11 protein-coding genes are annotated in these 13306 nt (G+C 70.8%); 5 read left to right on the plus strand and 6 right to left on the minus strand.

What is annotated here, in order from left to right; all coding sequences use genetic code 11:
- Nucleotides 1-48: 48 nt before the first annotated feature.
- Both ACIBK4_RS19975 and ACIBK4_RS19980 read right to left on the minus strand, forming a co-directional pair.
- Nucleotides 49-1815 (minus strand): hypothetical protein, encoded by a 1767-nt coding sequence (locus ACIBK4_RS19975; RefSeq protein WP_398996079.1) that lies wholly within the window; start codon nucleotides 1813-1815, stop codon nucleotides 49-51.
- A 200-nt stretch (nucleotides 1816-2015) separates the two neighbouring features.
- Nucleotides 2016-3401: a transcriptional regulator gene (locus ACIBK4_RS19980; protein ID WP_398996080.1), complete on the minus strand. Its 1386-nt coding sequence runs from the start codon at nucleotides 3399-3401 to the stop codon at nucleotides 2016-2018.
- A gap of 265 nt (nucleotides 3402-3666) precedes the next feature.
- Here ACIBK4_RS19980 and ACIBK4_RS19985 point away from each other — a divergent pair, with 265 nt between their 5' ends.
- From ACIBK4_RS19985 to ACIBK4_RS19995, 3 genes are all read left to right on the plus strand, one after another.
- Complete coding sequence (locus ACIBK4_RS19985; protein WP_033286568.1) at nucleotides 3667-4320, plus strand: bifunctional DNA primase/polymerase; 654 nt, start codon at nucleotides 3667-3669, stop codon at nucleotides 4318-4320.
- Nucleotides 4321-4384: 64 nt separating this feature from the next.
- Nucleotides 4385-5155, plus strand: a complete 771-nt coding sequence (locus ACIBK4_RS19990) for an ABC transporter ATP-binding protein (RefSeq protein WP_078652842.1) — start codon at nucleotides 4385-4387, stop codon at nucleotides 5153-5155.
- The gene (locus ACIBK4_RS19995) at nucleotides 5152-6759 is read left to right on the plus strand and encodes a transporter (RefSeq protein ID WP_398996081.1); all 1608 of its coding nucleotides are present in this window, start codon (nucleotides 5152-5154) and stop codon (nucleotides 6757-6759) included. Before ACIBK4_RS19990 ends, ACIBK4_RS19995 begins: the two co-directional genes overlap by 4 nt.
- Nucleotides 6760-6870: 111 nt before the next feature.
- Here the strand turns inward: ACIBK4_RS19995 and ACIBK4_RS20000 are convergent, their stop codons facing one another.
- Complete coding sequence (locus tag ACIBK4_RS20000; protein ID WP_398996082.1) at nucleotides 6871-7728, minus strand: alpha/beta fold hydrolase; 858 nt, start codon at nucleotides 7726-7728, stop codon at nucleotides 6871-6873.
- Nucleotides 7729-8351: 623 nt separating this feature from the next.
- Nucleotides 8352-9044, minus strand: coding sequence for a metal-dependent transcriptional regulator (locus ACIBK4_RS20005; RefSeq protein WP_019057324.1), 693 nt, complete (start codon nucleotides 9042-9044; stop codon nucleotides 8352-8354).
- 227 nt (nucleotides 9045-9271) lie between these two features.
- Between ACIBK4_RS20005 and ACIBK4_RS20010 the strand changes: the two genes are divergently transcribed.
- Nucleotides 9272-10027, plus strand: coding sequence for an SIS domain-containing protein (locus ACIBK4_RS20010; protein WP_366437110.1), 756 nt, complete (start codon nucleotides 9272-9274; stop codon nucleotides 10025-10027).
- A gap of 58 nt (nucleotides 10028-10085) precedes the next feature.
- On the opposite strand, the gene ACIBK4_RS20015 is transcribed toward ACIBK4_RS20010, so the two are convergent.
- Nucleotides 10086-11498: a PAS domain-containing protein gene (locus ACIBK4_RS20015; protein WP_398996083.1), complete on the minus strand. Its 1413-nt coding sequence runs from the start codon at nucleotides 11496-11498 to the stop codon at nucleotides 10086-10088.
- 153 nt (nucleotides 11499-11651) lie between these two features.
- Between ACIBK4_RS20015 and ACIBK4_RS20020 the strand changes: the two genes are divergently transcribed.
- Nucleotides 11652-12278, plus strand: a complete 627-nt coding sequence (locus ACIBK4_RS20020) for a nucleotidyltransferase family protein (protein ID WP_398996084.1) — start codon at nucleotides 11652-11654, stop codon at nucleotides 12276-12278.
- Here the strand turns inward: ACIBK4_RS20020 and ACIBK4_RS20025 are convergent.
- Nucleotides 12247-12735, minus strand: coding sequence for a GNAT family N-acetyltransferase (locus ACIBK4_RS20025; protein WP_398996085.1), 489 nt, complete (start codon nucleotides 12733-12735; stop codon nucleotides 12247-12249). The two genes, ACIBK4_RS20020 and ACIBK4_RS20025, sit on opposite strands and share 32 nt — an antisense overlap.
- Nucleotides 12736-13306: the final 571 nt, after the last annotated feature.

Below are 13306 nucleotides of genomic sequence, written 5' to 3' on the forward strand. Positions count from 1 at the left end.
GGACCTCGACCGAGATCCGTGATCCGTGATCCGCGCTGTCGGACGTGCTCAGAGCTGGGTCGGCTGGCGCTGGGTCAGGCCGTAGGTCTTCGCGATCGTGTTCCAGAGGGCGGCGGCCTTGACCTTCTGGTTGCTGGCGACGCCGCTCGCCGCGTTGCCGGCCGCGGTCTGGCCGGTGGTGCGGGCCTGGCCCTTCTTGCAGCCCTTCTTGCCGGCCGCCTGGTCGGCCCAGGTCGCGTAGTGGTTGTCGGCCGACGCGGACGCCTTCCACGCGTTGGTCAGCGCGGTCGTCAGCGCCGCGTTGTCCGGCAGCTTGTCCACCGTCAACTGCGAGAGCTTGGTGACCAGTTCGGCCCGCTGCTTGGCCGCGTCCCGCAGATCGGAGGCGGACTCGCCGAGCTTGTTGCAGGCCTTCACATTGCCTACGGCGTTGATCACCGAGGCACGGCTGCTGCCGCTTTCGGCGAGCAACTTGTCCAGGGCGACGGCCTGTTCCTTCGCGGCATCCGTGCCCGCCGACGAGGAACCGTCAGTAGCGGCCGAAGTGGCGGCGACCGTCTTGTTGTTGTCGTCGCTCTTGCTGCCGCCGCCGCTGAGCAGCGCCCCGGCGCCGACCCCGAGGATCGCGATACCGACCCCGACCCCGGCGATCAGCGGCACCCGCGAACGGCGCCCGCCCCGGCCCCCGTCGTCGCCCTGCCCGCCGCGCCGGCCACCGCCGTCCCCGGGCGGGGCGTACGCGGGCTGGGCGTACGACGGCTGCGCGTACGGCGGTTGGGGCTGGCCGTAGCCCTGCTGGCCCGGCTGTTCGGCGCGCGGCGGCTGCTGGAAGCGGGGCATCTGCTGGGTGGACGCGGCGGGCTGCTCGGCCCCGGCGTCGCTGCGGAAGAGGTTGTCGAACTCGGCGGGCGGCTGCCGGTCGTCCGGCCCGCCCGGCCGTGCCCCGTACCCGGGAGCGGCGCCCTGCGCGGGTACCGGCGGGAGGAACTGCGTGGGCTGCGCGTCGGGGTGCGCGGCCTGCGGCATCGGGCCGGCGGCCGCGGGCATCTCGGGCGGCAGCGCCCCGGGCCCCACGGGCGGGATGAACTGGGTCGCGCCCTCGTCCATGGGGGCGGCGGGCACCGGCGGCAGGAACTGGGTGGCACCCTCGTCGCCGGGCACGTTGACCACCGGCGGGATGTACTGCGTCGCGCCCTCGTCGGCGGGCGGCAGCGGGGCGCTCGGGAACGCGGGGGCGGCGGCCGGGAGGGGGGCGGAGGACGGCTGCTGGTGCGCGTCGGAACCGGAAGTGCCGTATCCGTAGCCGTAGTTCTGCGCGGCGCCCTGGGGTATCGCGGGCGACTGGTCGGACGCGTAGCCCGCGCCGACGTACCCGGCGGCGGGCTCCTGGGCGTAACCCGACGGGTACTCCTGGGCGTACGACTGCTGCTGGACGCCGTAGGCCGCGTGCTGGGCGCTCTCCTGGGGCAGGGCGCCCGGCTGGGCGGGGACGCCGTCCTGGGCGCCCCACGGGGACGCGGCGGGCTGCTCGGGAGCACCCCACTGCTGCTGTTGCTGCTGGTCTCCCCAGCCCTGGCCCGGCGGCGGGGCCGGGCTCTGGTGCTGGTGCTGCTGGTCGTGCTGGTCCGGGCCCCACGGCCCGCCCCAGGACTGGCCACTGGTCGGCGGTGCTATCGACGGCTGCCCGCCCGACTGCTGGTCACCGCGTCCGCCCGTCATACCCGGCAGGAGGGGTGCGCCTCCGTCGGAGGGCAGCACGATGCCTTCGCGCGCGGGCCGCGCCGAGGGCTCCTCGCCCTGTCCACTCTGCGTCACCGGGACTCCTACGAATGGGGGACCTTCGGGATCGTCGGCTCACGCTACCGGGTACCCCGAGCCCGGTGCCACGCAGCACTGGACTGGACCTGCCCTCTTGTGACGGCGGTAACAGTCCCGGACCCGTCTCCGCTCCAAGTGCCGCTGTCCGCACTCCTTTCCGCACTGGAGCGGTGTTCACCTGCCGGTCCCCCCGGCGTTCACGCGGCGGCCTGCAACTCCATCCGCGCCCCGAACTCCCGCACCACCGGTTCGTCCCGGTACGGCTCCAGGCGCTGCTGGAAGTCGTCCAGGTACTCGGCGCCCCGGTTGGACCGCAGCGAACCGAGCAACTCCACTGCTTTGAGGCCCGTGTTGCAGGCCTGCTCGACCTCGCGCTGCTGCACCTGTGCGCTCGCGAGGAGGACGTACCCGATGGCCCGGCGGCGCGCCCGCGACTCCGGGTGCCCGTCCAGGGACTCCTGCGCGCACCGCGCCGCCGCTTCCGCCTGCCCCAAGTCCCGGTGGCAGTGCGCCAGTTCGTCGGCGAGATACGCCTCGTCGAAGTGCGCGATCCACGCCGGGTCGTCCCCGGTCGACGGATCGGCCGCGTCCAGCGCGCTCACCGCGCGCCCCGACGCGAGCTGCGCGGACCGTGCGTCACCCATGAGGGCGTGCCCGCGCGCCTCCGCCGCGTGGAACATCGCCTCGGCCCGCGGGGTCACGCGCCCACGCGCCCCCTCCTGCGCCGCCCGCGCCAACTGCGCGATCTCACGCGGGTTTCCGAGCTGCGCGGCGAGGTGACTCATGGACGCGGCGAGCACATACCCGCCGTATCCCCGGTCCCCCGCCGCCTGTGCGAGGCGCAGCGCCTGGATGTAGTACCGCTGCGCCAGGCCGGGTTGACCGGTGTCGACGGCCATATAGCCGGCGAGCTCCGTCAACCGGGCGACGGCGGCGAAGAGTTCACGCCCCACGGCCTCCCGGTACGACCCCGCCAGCAGCCCGGAGACGACGCTGTTGAGGTAGTGCACGACGACCGGGCGCACATGCCCGCTGCCGTACTGATGGTCCAGCTCGCCCAGCGCCTGGGTCATCGCGCGCACGGCAGCCACGTCGGACTGCCCCACCCTCGGCCCCGCCGCACGGGCGACCTGCGAGTCCGGCGAGGAGATCAGCCAGTCACGGCTCGGCTCGACCAGCGCGGACGCGGCGACCGACGAACCGGACAGGAAGTCCCGGCGCCCCACGTCGCTGCGCCACAGCTCACACACCTGCTCGATGGCCCCGAGGACGGTCGGCGAGAACTGAAGACCCACGCCCGACGCGAGGTTCTTGCCGTTGGCCATGCCGATCTCGTCGATCGTGACCGTACGGCCCAGCTTGCGGCCCAGTGCCTCGGCGATGATCGCCGGAGCCCGCCCGCGCGGCTGCTGTCCCCGCAGCCAACGGGCCACGGACGTCTTGTCGTAGCGCAGGTCGAGACCATGCTCGGCGCCGCACATGTTGACCCGGCGGGCCAGCCCGGCGTTCGAGCACCCCGCCTCCTGGATGAGCGCCTGCAGCCGTTCGTTCGGCTGCCGCGCGACAAGTGGCCTTGCGGCCATGGCGTACCCCCTGGGAACAACCCCTGAAGCGAAAAGATCCGGCCGTGAAGATCAATGCCCAGCGAACATGGCGAAAATGCGAAGCATGCGAGGAATGCCGGGGTAAAAGCTGGTGCCCGCCCCACACGTGGCTACCCAACTCCCGCCGTCGTTCCTCCCGCGCGCCCCCGCACATGCCTCCATGCGCCCCAGTTGCGGAATCGATGCCCCTCCCCCGCGCGCGCTACCCCCGTAACTCCAGGTGGGTGCGGGAGTTGTGTTGGGCGTGGAAGAGACGATCGCGGGCACCGAAGCCGCTCAGATTCCGAAGCAGCGCGGGGAATCGCTGCTGGAGACAGCCGTACGCTACGCCGAGGAGCGCCACTGGGACGTCTTCCCCGGCACCTGGCTGGAAGCCGTCGACGGGGTGCAGCACTGCTCCTGCGGCGACCCCGCGTGCGCCGCACCCGGCGCACACCCGGCGCGTGAGGACTGGGCGACGCAGGCGACGGGCAGTGCGACTGTCGCGCGGCGGATGTGGCAGAAGCAGCCGGCGTCTTCGATTCTGTTGCCCACGGGGCGGACGTTCGACGCGATTTCCGTTCCGGAGAGTTCGGGGTTCTTGGCGCTGGCCCGGATGGAGCGGATGGAACTGACGCTCGGGCCTGTGACGTTGACGCCTGCGCGGCGGATGGAGTTCTTCGTTCTTCCCGGGGCTTCGGTGAAGGTGCCGGATCTGGTGCGGCGGATCGGGTGGGCGCCTGCTTCTCTTGATCTGGTGGTGCTGGGTGAGGGTGCGTATGTGGCTGCGCCGCCTACTCGGTTCGGGTCTCGGGGGGCTGTGCAGTGGGCTTGTCGGCCTACCGCTGCGAACCGTTGGCTGCCGGATGCGGAGGAGTTGATCTCGCCGCTCGCCTATGCGTGTGGGCGGGATCGGTAGCTTTGCGGGTGCGGGTTCGTTGTGGCTGGTCGCGCAGTTCCCCGCGCCCCTAGGGTTGGCTTCCATGACGTCGGCTGTAAGTGTGCGTGGGCTTTGGAAACGGTTTGGGCAGCAAGTAGCCGTAGCCGGGATCGATCTCGAACTGCCCGCTGGGAAGTTCATCGGGCTGGTCGGGCCCAATGGGGCCGGGAAGACCACCACCCTCTCCATGGTGACCGGGTTGCTGCGGCCCGATCAGGGGAGTGTCTCGGTCGTCGGGCATGACGTGTGGGCGGATCCGGTGGCCGTGAAGGCGCGGATCGGGGTGTTGCCTGAAGGGCTTCGGCTCTTCGAGCGGCTCTCGGGGCGTGAACTCCTCGGGTACAGCGGGCGGTTGCGGGGGCTGCCCGGTGCCGAGGTCGACAAGCGGGCCACGCAGTTGCTGGACGTGCTCGACCTGGCCGGGGCCCAGCACAAGCTGGTCGTCGACTACTCGACCGGTATGCGCAAGAAGATCGGGCTCGCCGCCGCTCTCCTCCACAATCCCGAAGTCCTGTTCCTGGACGAGCCGTTCGAGGGTGTCGACCCGGTCTCCGCGCAGACCATCCGGGGCGTCCTGGAGCGCTACACCGCCTCCGGCGCCACCGTCGTCTTCTCCTCCCACGTCATGGAACTCGTCGAGTCGCTCTGCGACTGGGTCGCCGTGATGGCCGCCGGCCGCATCCGCGCCCAGGGCACCCTCGCCGAGGTCCGCGGCGAATCCCCCACCCTCCAGCAGGCGTTCCTGGAACTCGTCGGCGCGGGCGCCCGCGACCACAGTTCCGACCTCGACTGGCTGGGCGGCGGCACCCGATGACCGACACCACGGCACCCGCCTCGATCACCCCGGTCGTCGTCCGCCTGAAGCTGTCCCTGCTCCGCAACGGTCTACGACAGTCCGGTGGCCGGCGGGCCGCATACGTCGCGTCGGCGGTCGTGGCGCTGCTCTTCGCCGCGCTCCAGTTGCTGGGGCTGATCGCGTTGCGCGGGGACACGCACGCGGTCTCCGTGGTCGTACTCCTGGTGGCGGTCCTGGGATTGGGCTGGGCGGTGATGCCGCTGTTCTTCCCGTCCGGCGACGAGACCCTCGACCCAACTCGCCTGGTGATGCTGCCGCTTCGGCCCCAACCCTTGGTACGGGCGCTGCTGGCGGCCTCGTTGGTCGGCATCGGGCCGCTGTTCACGCTGGTGCTGCTGCTGGGGTCGGTGATCGCGGTGGCGCACGGCGCCGCCGCGTACGTCACGGCCGTCCTGGCCGTCGCCCTCGGACTGCTGATCTGCGTGGCCCTCGCGCGGGCGGTCGCCGCGGCCAACATCCGCCTGCTGACCAGCCGCAAGGGCCGGGACCTGGCGGTGCTGAGCGGGCTGGTGATCGCGGTCGGGGCGCAGTTGGTCAACTTCGGTGCGCAGCGCCTCGGTTCGTCCGGGCTGTCCCAACTCGACCCGGCGGCAGAGGTGTTGCGCTGGGTACCGCCGGCGTCGGCGGTGGGCGCGGTGGACTCGGTGAGCAAGGGTGAGTACGGCCTGGCAGCGACTCAACTCGTCCTGTCCGCCTGCGCCTTGGGGACATTGCTCCTCCTCTGGTCGCACAGCCTGACCAAGCTGATGACGGCGCCGGACGGCTCGACGCTCCAGTCCGCGGAACCGGCGGCGAAGGACAGGGCGTCCACGGGAGGCCTGGCCCGTTTCCTCCCGTCGGGCCGCACGGGGACGGTGATGGAGCGGAGCCTGCGCTACGTCTGGCGCGACCCCAAGACCAAGGCGGCGTGGGTGACTTCGCTGGCGATCGGTCTGATCGTGCCGGTGTTCAACGCGTTGCAGGGCACCGGCTCGGTGTACTTCGCGTGCTTCGCGGCCGGGATGCTCGGCATCCAGATGTACAACCAGTTCGGCCAGGACACGTCCGCGTTCTGGATGGTCGCGATGACGATCTCCACGACGAGGGACGCCTACGTCGAACTCCGCGCCCGCGCCCTGGCGTTGCTGGTGATCACCCTGCCGTACGCGGCCCTGGTGACCGTTCTGACGACCGCGCTGCTCGGCGACTGGTCCCGGCTCCCGGAGGTCCTCGGCCTCTCCTTCGCCCTCCTCGGCGCGATGCTCGCCACCGGCGCCTGGACCTCGGCCCGCTTCCCCTATTCCATCCCCCAGGGCACCCACAAAAACGTAGCCCCCGGCCAGGCCGGCCTCGCCTGGATCTCCATCTTCGGCGGCATGATCTCCGCGGCCCTGCTGTGCGCCCCGCTCATCGCCCTCACCATCTGGGCGAATGTCAGCGCGGACGGGGATCAGTGGAGCTGGGTGCTGCTGCCGGCGGGGGCGGGGTACGGGGCGGCGATCACTTACGCGGGGCTGCGCCTGGCGGCACCGGGAACGGCAAGGCGCCTGCCGGAGATCCTGGCGGCTGTGAGCAAGGGCTGACCTTCCAAGACACGGGAGCGGTGCTTTTAGGGGCGCGGGGAACTGCGCGACCAGCCCCAACGGCGCAGCACCCGCCACACAACAGAACCCCCACCCCCCTAGGCGCCCAACTCACACCAGCACCCCATCAAGAAACGGCTCAATAGCCGCCCGCCAGGCCTCCGGCTGGTCGTAATGCACCAGATGCCCGGCGTCAGCGACCTCCGCATACTCCCCGCGAGGAAGCACCCTCACCATCTCCTGCGCCTCAGCCCGCCCCAACTCCCCATCCAGCCCACGCACGACCAGCGAAGGACACTGCACCTGAGCCAGTTCCTCCCAGTGCGCGTCGTACACCCACGTCTCCCGCGACTTCAGCATCTGCTCGGGCTCGAACACCGGCCGCCACCCGTCCGCGGACTCGTGCATGACCTCGGCGTAGAACTCCCCCCGGGAGGGATTCGGCCGCTCGACCCAGGGGTCGTCCTCGCCGAACCACTTCCGGACATCCGCAAGCGTGGCAAAGGGAACGGGCCACGACTCGAACCAGTCCGACCACTCCCGCTGCGAGGCCGCGCCCAGCGCGGACGCCCGCATGTCACAGATGATCAACCCCCGCACCAGATCAGGCCGTTTCGCCGCGAGCTGCCACGCCGTGAGCGCGCCCATCGCATGACCGATGAGAACGACCGGAGCAAGCCCGAGTTGCACCAGCGCCGCCTCCGCGTCCTCGACGTAGGCCTCGCGGGTGAAGGCCGCCTGTGGCGGCTTGTCGCTCTGGCCGTGGCCGCGCTGGTCGAGTGCGACGGCGCGGTGCCGTTCGGAGAGCCAGCGGGCGGTGGACGCCCAGTGCGAGGCACGGCCCATCAGGCCGTGCAGTAACAGAACTCCGGGTGCCCGCTCGATCTCCCCCGACTTGGGCGGGTCCGCGAACTCCCATGCGGCCAGGCGTACGCCGCCTGCTCCGGTCACGTCGATGCGCCGCGCCATTGGTCCTGGCACCCCCCTAGCTCCGCACGGACCGCTCGCTCCCGCTTCGAGCCCACCGGTCCTGTGAACCACGCTCTGCCGCCTGTGCCGTTTCTTCTTGCTTTCGTCTCTTCTCTCGCTCGTCTCTTCCTACAGCTCATGCCCCGCGGGTTTCATCACCCACAGGTTATCGAATACAGATTCGAAAATGTTGTCCGCGGCCGCAACACCCCTCGTTCGAGTGACCCGGCTCCGGGAATGATCGCCGCTGCCGAGGGGAGACCTTCAGCGGGAGGCGGACCGCTCGGGGAAACCGGTCCGAAGGGGATGACCTTGAGAGCTCGGGGCTCCGGGTCAGCACAGGGGAGGACAGGCCCCGGCGCCGTGCGGCGCCGGGGCCCTCTCCACGTCTGCGGCACATCCTCCCGCCCCCCTCACGGTCATATGCCTTACGCGACAGCCTGGCACGCGCAGCGCCCGAGCGCTGCGATTCAGCGCACTGAATCTTGGTTTCGCCGGGATCGCCGACAGCCCCGCCGAAACGCCACAACTACCCCTCGCGCCCCGCGAGTTGACGCCCCACCGAGGAAAGGGCGAACTCAGCGCCTACCCCGCCCCTCGACCCCCGCCCCTCGACCCTCGGCTCAGCGCTTGGCGACGAACACATGCGAGGCGATCTCCGACTCCAGCTCGGCCGCCTCACCGCCGCTGCCCACCAGCACCCCGCCCGCCGACTCCGTCACGCTCACCACCGAACCGGGCTGCACGCCCGCCCGGCGCAGCGTGTACATCAACTGCGCGTCCGTCTGGATGGGCTCGCCGATCCGCCGTACGACGACGGTCTTGCCGTCGACACCCGGGTCGAGGTCGGCCAGCGACACCATGCCCTCGTCCAGGAACGGGTCCGCCCCGTCCTTCTCGCCGAGCTCTTCGAGCCCGGGGATCGGATTGCCGTACGGCGACTCCGTGGGGTGGCGCAGCAGCTCAAGGACGCGCCGCTCCACCGCCTCGCTCATCACGTGCTCCCAGCGGCAGGCCTCGGCGTGCACCTGCTCCCACTCCAGGCCGATCACGTCGACGAGCAGACACTCGGCGAGCCGGTGCTTGCGCATCACGCGCGTGGCGAGCCGGCGGCCCTCGTCGGTCAGCTCCAGATGGCGGTCGCTGGCCACGGCCACCAGGCCGTCGCGCTCCATGCGCGCCACCGTCTGGCTCACCGTCGGGCCGCTCTGGTCGAGCCGCTCGGCGATGCGGGCGCGCATGGGGACCACACCTTCCTCCTCAAGCTCAAGGATGGTGCGGAGATACATCTCCGTGGTGTCGATCAGTCCGGACATACGTGCCCCTCGATTACCTCTGCCCGAAGCTCGACGGCTCCGCGGCGCGTGCGCTGGCCCTGGACTCAATTCTGACGCATACCACTGACAACCGTGCCGCGCCGCTGAAACCAGCCGGTTACAGCCGCCCGCAGCGCCCCCTGGAGACGTGCCGTCGCCGTATTGACATCCCCTTGGTCCAGACCGCACGGTGATCCGCGACACAAACTCACCGAGGGGACTTCCGCATGAGCGACCGTACGCCGGCCGGCCAGTTCTTCGACGCCGCGATCACCCTCCTCCAGCGGGTCCGCGACGAAGAGGCCGAGTCCGTCCAGGCGGCCGGCACGCTCATCGCGGACACCGTGGCCGACGGCGGGCGCCTGTTCGCCTTCGGTGCCGGGCACTCCTCCCTCGCGGCCCAGGACGTCGTCTACCGCGCGGGCGGACTCGCCCTGATGAACCTGCTCACCGTCCCCGGAGTCGTCGGCGTCGACGTCATGCCGGCCACGCTGGGCTCCGCCCTGGAGCGCGTCGACGGCCTCGCGAGCGTCGTCCTGGAGACGTCACCGCTGCGCTCCGGCGACGCCCTGGTCATCATCTCGCTGTCCGGGCGCAATGCCCTCCCCGTGGAGATGGCCATGAAGGCCCGCTCCCTCGGCGTCCGCGTCATCGGCGTGACCTCGGTGGCGTACGCCTCGGAGACGACGTCACGGCACACCTCGGGGACGTATCTCAAGGACCACTGCGACGTCGTCCTCGACTCGAAGATCGCGATCGGCGACGCGGAACTCACCCTCGACACCATCCCGGCCCCCTTCGCCCCCGCCTCCACGGCCGTCACCACGGCCCTCCTCCAGGCGGTCATGGCGACAGCGGCGGCGACCCTGGCCGACCGCGGCATCGAGCCCCCACTGCTGCGCTCCGGGAACGTGGACGGCGGCCACGAGTGGAACGGCCGGGTCTTCGAGGAGTACCGGGACCGGATCTTCTACCAGTACTGAGCAGCAGCCCAGTAGTGAGCGACTGCCTAGTAGCCGCTCGCTACTGGGCGGTGGCTCACTACTCGCCCGCCGCCTCCGCCAGGTCCAGCGCCGCCGCGATCCGTACGGCGACGTCCTCGGCGTAGATCGAGTCGGACCGTTCGAACTGGCTGCGCCCCGCACCCCGTAGGAACGTCACGACGCCCAGGGTGCGCCCCCGGCTGCGCAGCACCGCGCACAGGGCGTGCACGGCGTCCGTGGGCCACTGGCGGACGCGGGCCCACTCGCGGGCCTGTTCGGGCGGGACGGTGCCGATGCTGGCCCGCACGGAGCCGACGCGTTCGACGCACTGGAGGGCGGGATGCCCCTCTCCGTAGCGCACGGGAAGTCCCGCCGCGCCGGAGAGCAGGCTGGGGCCGGGTGCGCCGGTGGGCGTAGCGGCGACCCGAATGAGTCGTACGGCCGTAGCACGCATCCCGTCCCCATCGTTCAACGATCCTCCCGCCACCCGGTCGATGAGGGCGTGGTCGGCGAAGCCGGCGAGGGCGAAGTCGAGGTGGACGGTCGCCGCGTCGCGGGGGTTCTCGCACTCGGCGGCGGCGCGGGCGGCGCGGTGCAGTTGCTGGGCGCGGAAGCGCAGCAGGGAGGCCTCCTGCTCCAGTTGCTTGGCCTCCGTGACGTCCTGGAAGAGCCAGCCGACGCCGAGCGGCACCGGTTCCTCGGTGAGCGGCGAGGCCAGCCGCAGGAAGCCGCTGCGCCAGCAGCGCCGCAGGTTGCCCTCCGGCGTCCGGACGCTCACCCAGATCTCCGCGGGCGCCGGCGGCGCGCCCTCGGCGAGCACGTGCGTGAGCGCGGCCTCCAACTCCTCGACGCCTTGGGCGAGCAGTTCGCCGAGGGGCCGCCCGAGCACGGAGGTGCGCCCGGTACCGAGTGCCCGCGCGGCATGGGAATTGACGACGGCGGGCCGCAGATCGGCATCGACGAGCACAACCCCCCAGGAGGCGTCCTCGAACAACGCCTCACTCAGGGCGATCGACCGCTCAAGGTCGATCTGCGCATGCACCTCGCTGAAGGCGCAGTAGACCCCGGCGGGCTTCCCGTCGGGCCCGCGCACGGCGGCGGACTGGGTCCGCACGAGCACGCGCCCGCCGTCCTTCGTAAGGAGGGCGAACTCGTTGACCTGCCGCCCGGGGGCCTGCATGGCGGACATGAGCCGCCCCTCGACCTCCTCGGCATCCGCGGTCCGTACGGCCCACCCGGCCAGCCCGTGCCGCCCTACGGCCTCGGCGGCGGTCCAGCCGAGGATGCGCTCGGCCTCGCGGTTCCAGTGGGTCAGCACACCGTCCGCGTCGAAGGCACACAGAGCCGCGTCCATCCCGTCGAGCAACGCGGCCAACAGATCCGACCCACCGACCCCTTCGGGCCCGCCGTCCCGCTCGGGCTCGTCGGGACCCAACTCGTCGGTGGTCCCACTACGCCGGGAAGCACTCACCTGGACCCCCTGCAAGCTGCGTCCGCGGACACGACGCGTCGGTTCACTCACTCCCCCTCATTCAACTCGAACGTGACGCAGCACACACTGAGTTCCCGCAAGATTGAAGGAATCGTTGTACGACACCGGTTCGGCCCCCGGCACACTCGACCGATGCCGGCCCGCCTCCCGCTCGACGAACAACTCACCGCGCTGCGCACGACGTTGTCCCGCAACGAGACTCTCCTGGAGATCCTCGACCGCACCGCGACCCTCGATCTCCCGAACTGGTACCTCACCGCGGGCTGCCTCTTCCAAACCATCTGGAACACGGTCACGGGCCGTCCCCCGACCCACGGCATCAAGGACTACGACGTCTTCTACTACGACGACACGGACCTGTCCTGGGAAGCCGAGGACAAGGTGATCCGGTCGGCCCGCGAAACGTACGCCGACCTGCCCACCAAGCCGGAGATCGAGCTCCGTAACGAAGCCCGGGTCCACCTCTGGTATGAGCAGAAGTTCGGCACCCCGTGCCCGCCGTACGACTCCGTAGAGGCCGCGATCGACTCCTTCGCGGCGACGACCTGCTGCCTCGCCGTACGCCTGAAGGAGGACGGCAGTTGGCGCGTATACGCCCCGCACGGCCTCTCCGACGTCTTCAACCTCGTCGTACGCCCGAACCCGGTCCTGGCACCCCAAGAGGTCTACGAGACGAAGGCGGCCCGCTGGCGGGAAACCTGGCCGGAGCTGACGGTCCTCCCCTGGCCTACGGAATCCACGACCCCAACCGCAACGTGATCCACAGGTCGCTCTCACCGTCCAGCACATAACGCTCGGTCTCGACAAAACCCCGCACCTCGGCGAACCGCACCCCGTCCGTGTTGGCGGCCAGCACGACGGTCTCGATCGCACCGGCACCGAGCGCACGCGCGCGTGCAAGGCCGTTTTCGTAAAGGGCGGCTCCATAGCCACGCCCCCGAAACCCGGGCAGCACGCGCGCGATGACGGTCACCACCGCGTCCTCCCCGTCCGGCGGCCGCACGGTGGAGCACCCCACGAGCGCGTCCCCCAGATACGCGTTCTCCAGCCGATTCCGCCCACTCCGCTCCCGCACCTCGTCGAGGGACATCGCGGCGGGCGGCACGATCAGGTTGTGGACGTGCCGCCAGTCCTGGAGGGCGCTCTCCGCAGCCGGGTCCACCAGTTCGATGCGAAGGTCCGTCACCGCTCCCCACTCCACACGCTGTTCTGTCATGGCAGGACGCTAGGCGAGCGGACCGGCCTCCGTGCGTGAATAACAGGAAGATCGGCTACGCGTTCGACATATTCGGCCTGTTCGCACGAACGGGCGACTTCTGTTGGATCAAGCCCCGAGGACGGATCTCGGTCTCTAGCGTCGGCTCGACACTTCGGAAAGGAGGCCACTCGCTCCCCGGGCATCGACCGGAGTCCGCGCCGCCCCGGCGGACGGACGCAGAGTGGCCAGCCCCGGTCATCACGATCGCAGAGATCAGGGAGGTACCCCGATGACTACGTTTCCCGTGGGCGAGCAGACCCACCAGGCCGTGCTTCCTCAGCGGCCCGCTCTGGAATCCGTGGGAGCAGACACCCCTGGGAGCAGGGACGAAACGGCTCACGGACTCCCCGCCACGGCGCGGGGCACCGCCGGGGAACATGGGCGAGGGGAGACCGACGGGCGCGGTACCGGTGCCCGTCGGCGTCACGCCAAGAGCGCGGCCACGGCGGCGCAGGCGGCAGAGAACGGGAGCGGTGACGCTCCCGCACACCACCGGTCGTACACAGGCGGGGTCGGCGCGAGCAGGGTC

Source organism: Streptomyces sp. NPDC050528 (genome assembly GCF_044457795.1).
GTDB lineage: Bacteria > Actinomycetota > Actinomycetes > Streptomycetales > Streptomycetaceae > Streptomyces.

Bases quoted from the DNA above. Each gene is read 5' to 3' on its own strand.
- ACIBK4_RS19980 (WP_398996080.1), bottom strand. From the start codon at position 3,401: ATGGCCGCAAGGCCACTTGTCGCGCGGCAGCCGAACGAACGGCTGCAG.
- ACIBK4_RS19990 (WP_078652842.1), top strand. From the start codon at position 4,385: ATGACGTCGGCTGTAAGTGTGCGTGGGCTTTGGAAACGGTTTGGGCAG.
- ACIBK4_RS19995 (WP_398996081.1), top strand. From the start codon at position 5,152: ATGACCGACACCACGGCACCCGCCTCGATCACCCCGGTCGTCGTCCGC.
- ACIBK4_RS20000 (WP_398996082.1), bottom strand. From the start codon at position 7,728: ATGGCGCGGCGCATCGACGTGACCGGAGCAGGCGGCGTACGCCTGGCC.
- ACIBK4_RS20005 (WP_019057324.1), bottom strand. From the start codon at position 9,044: ATGTCCGGACTGATCGACACCACGGAGATGTATCTCCGCACCATCCTT.
- ACIBK4_RS20010 (WP_366437110.1), top strand. From the start codon at position 9,272: ATGAGCGACCGTACGCCGGCCGGCCAGTTCTTCGACGCCGCGATCACC.
- ACIBK4_RS20020 (WP_398996084.1), top strand. From the start codon at position 11,652: ATGCCGGCCCGCCTCCCGCTCGACGAACAACTCACCGCGCTGCGCACG.
- ACIBK4_RS20025 (WP_398996085.1), bottom strand. From the start codon at position 12,735: ATGACAGAACAGCGTGTGGAGTGGGGAGCGGTGACGGACCTTCGCATC.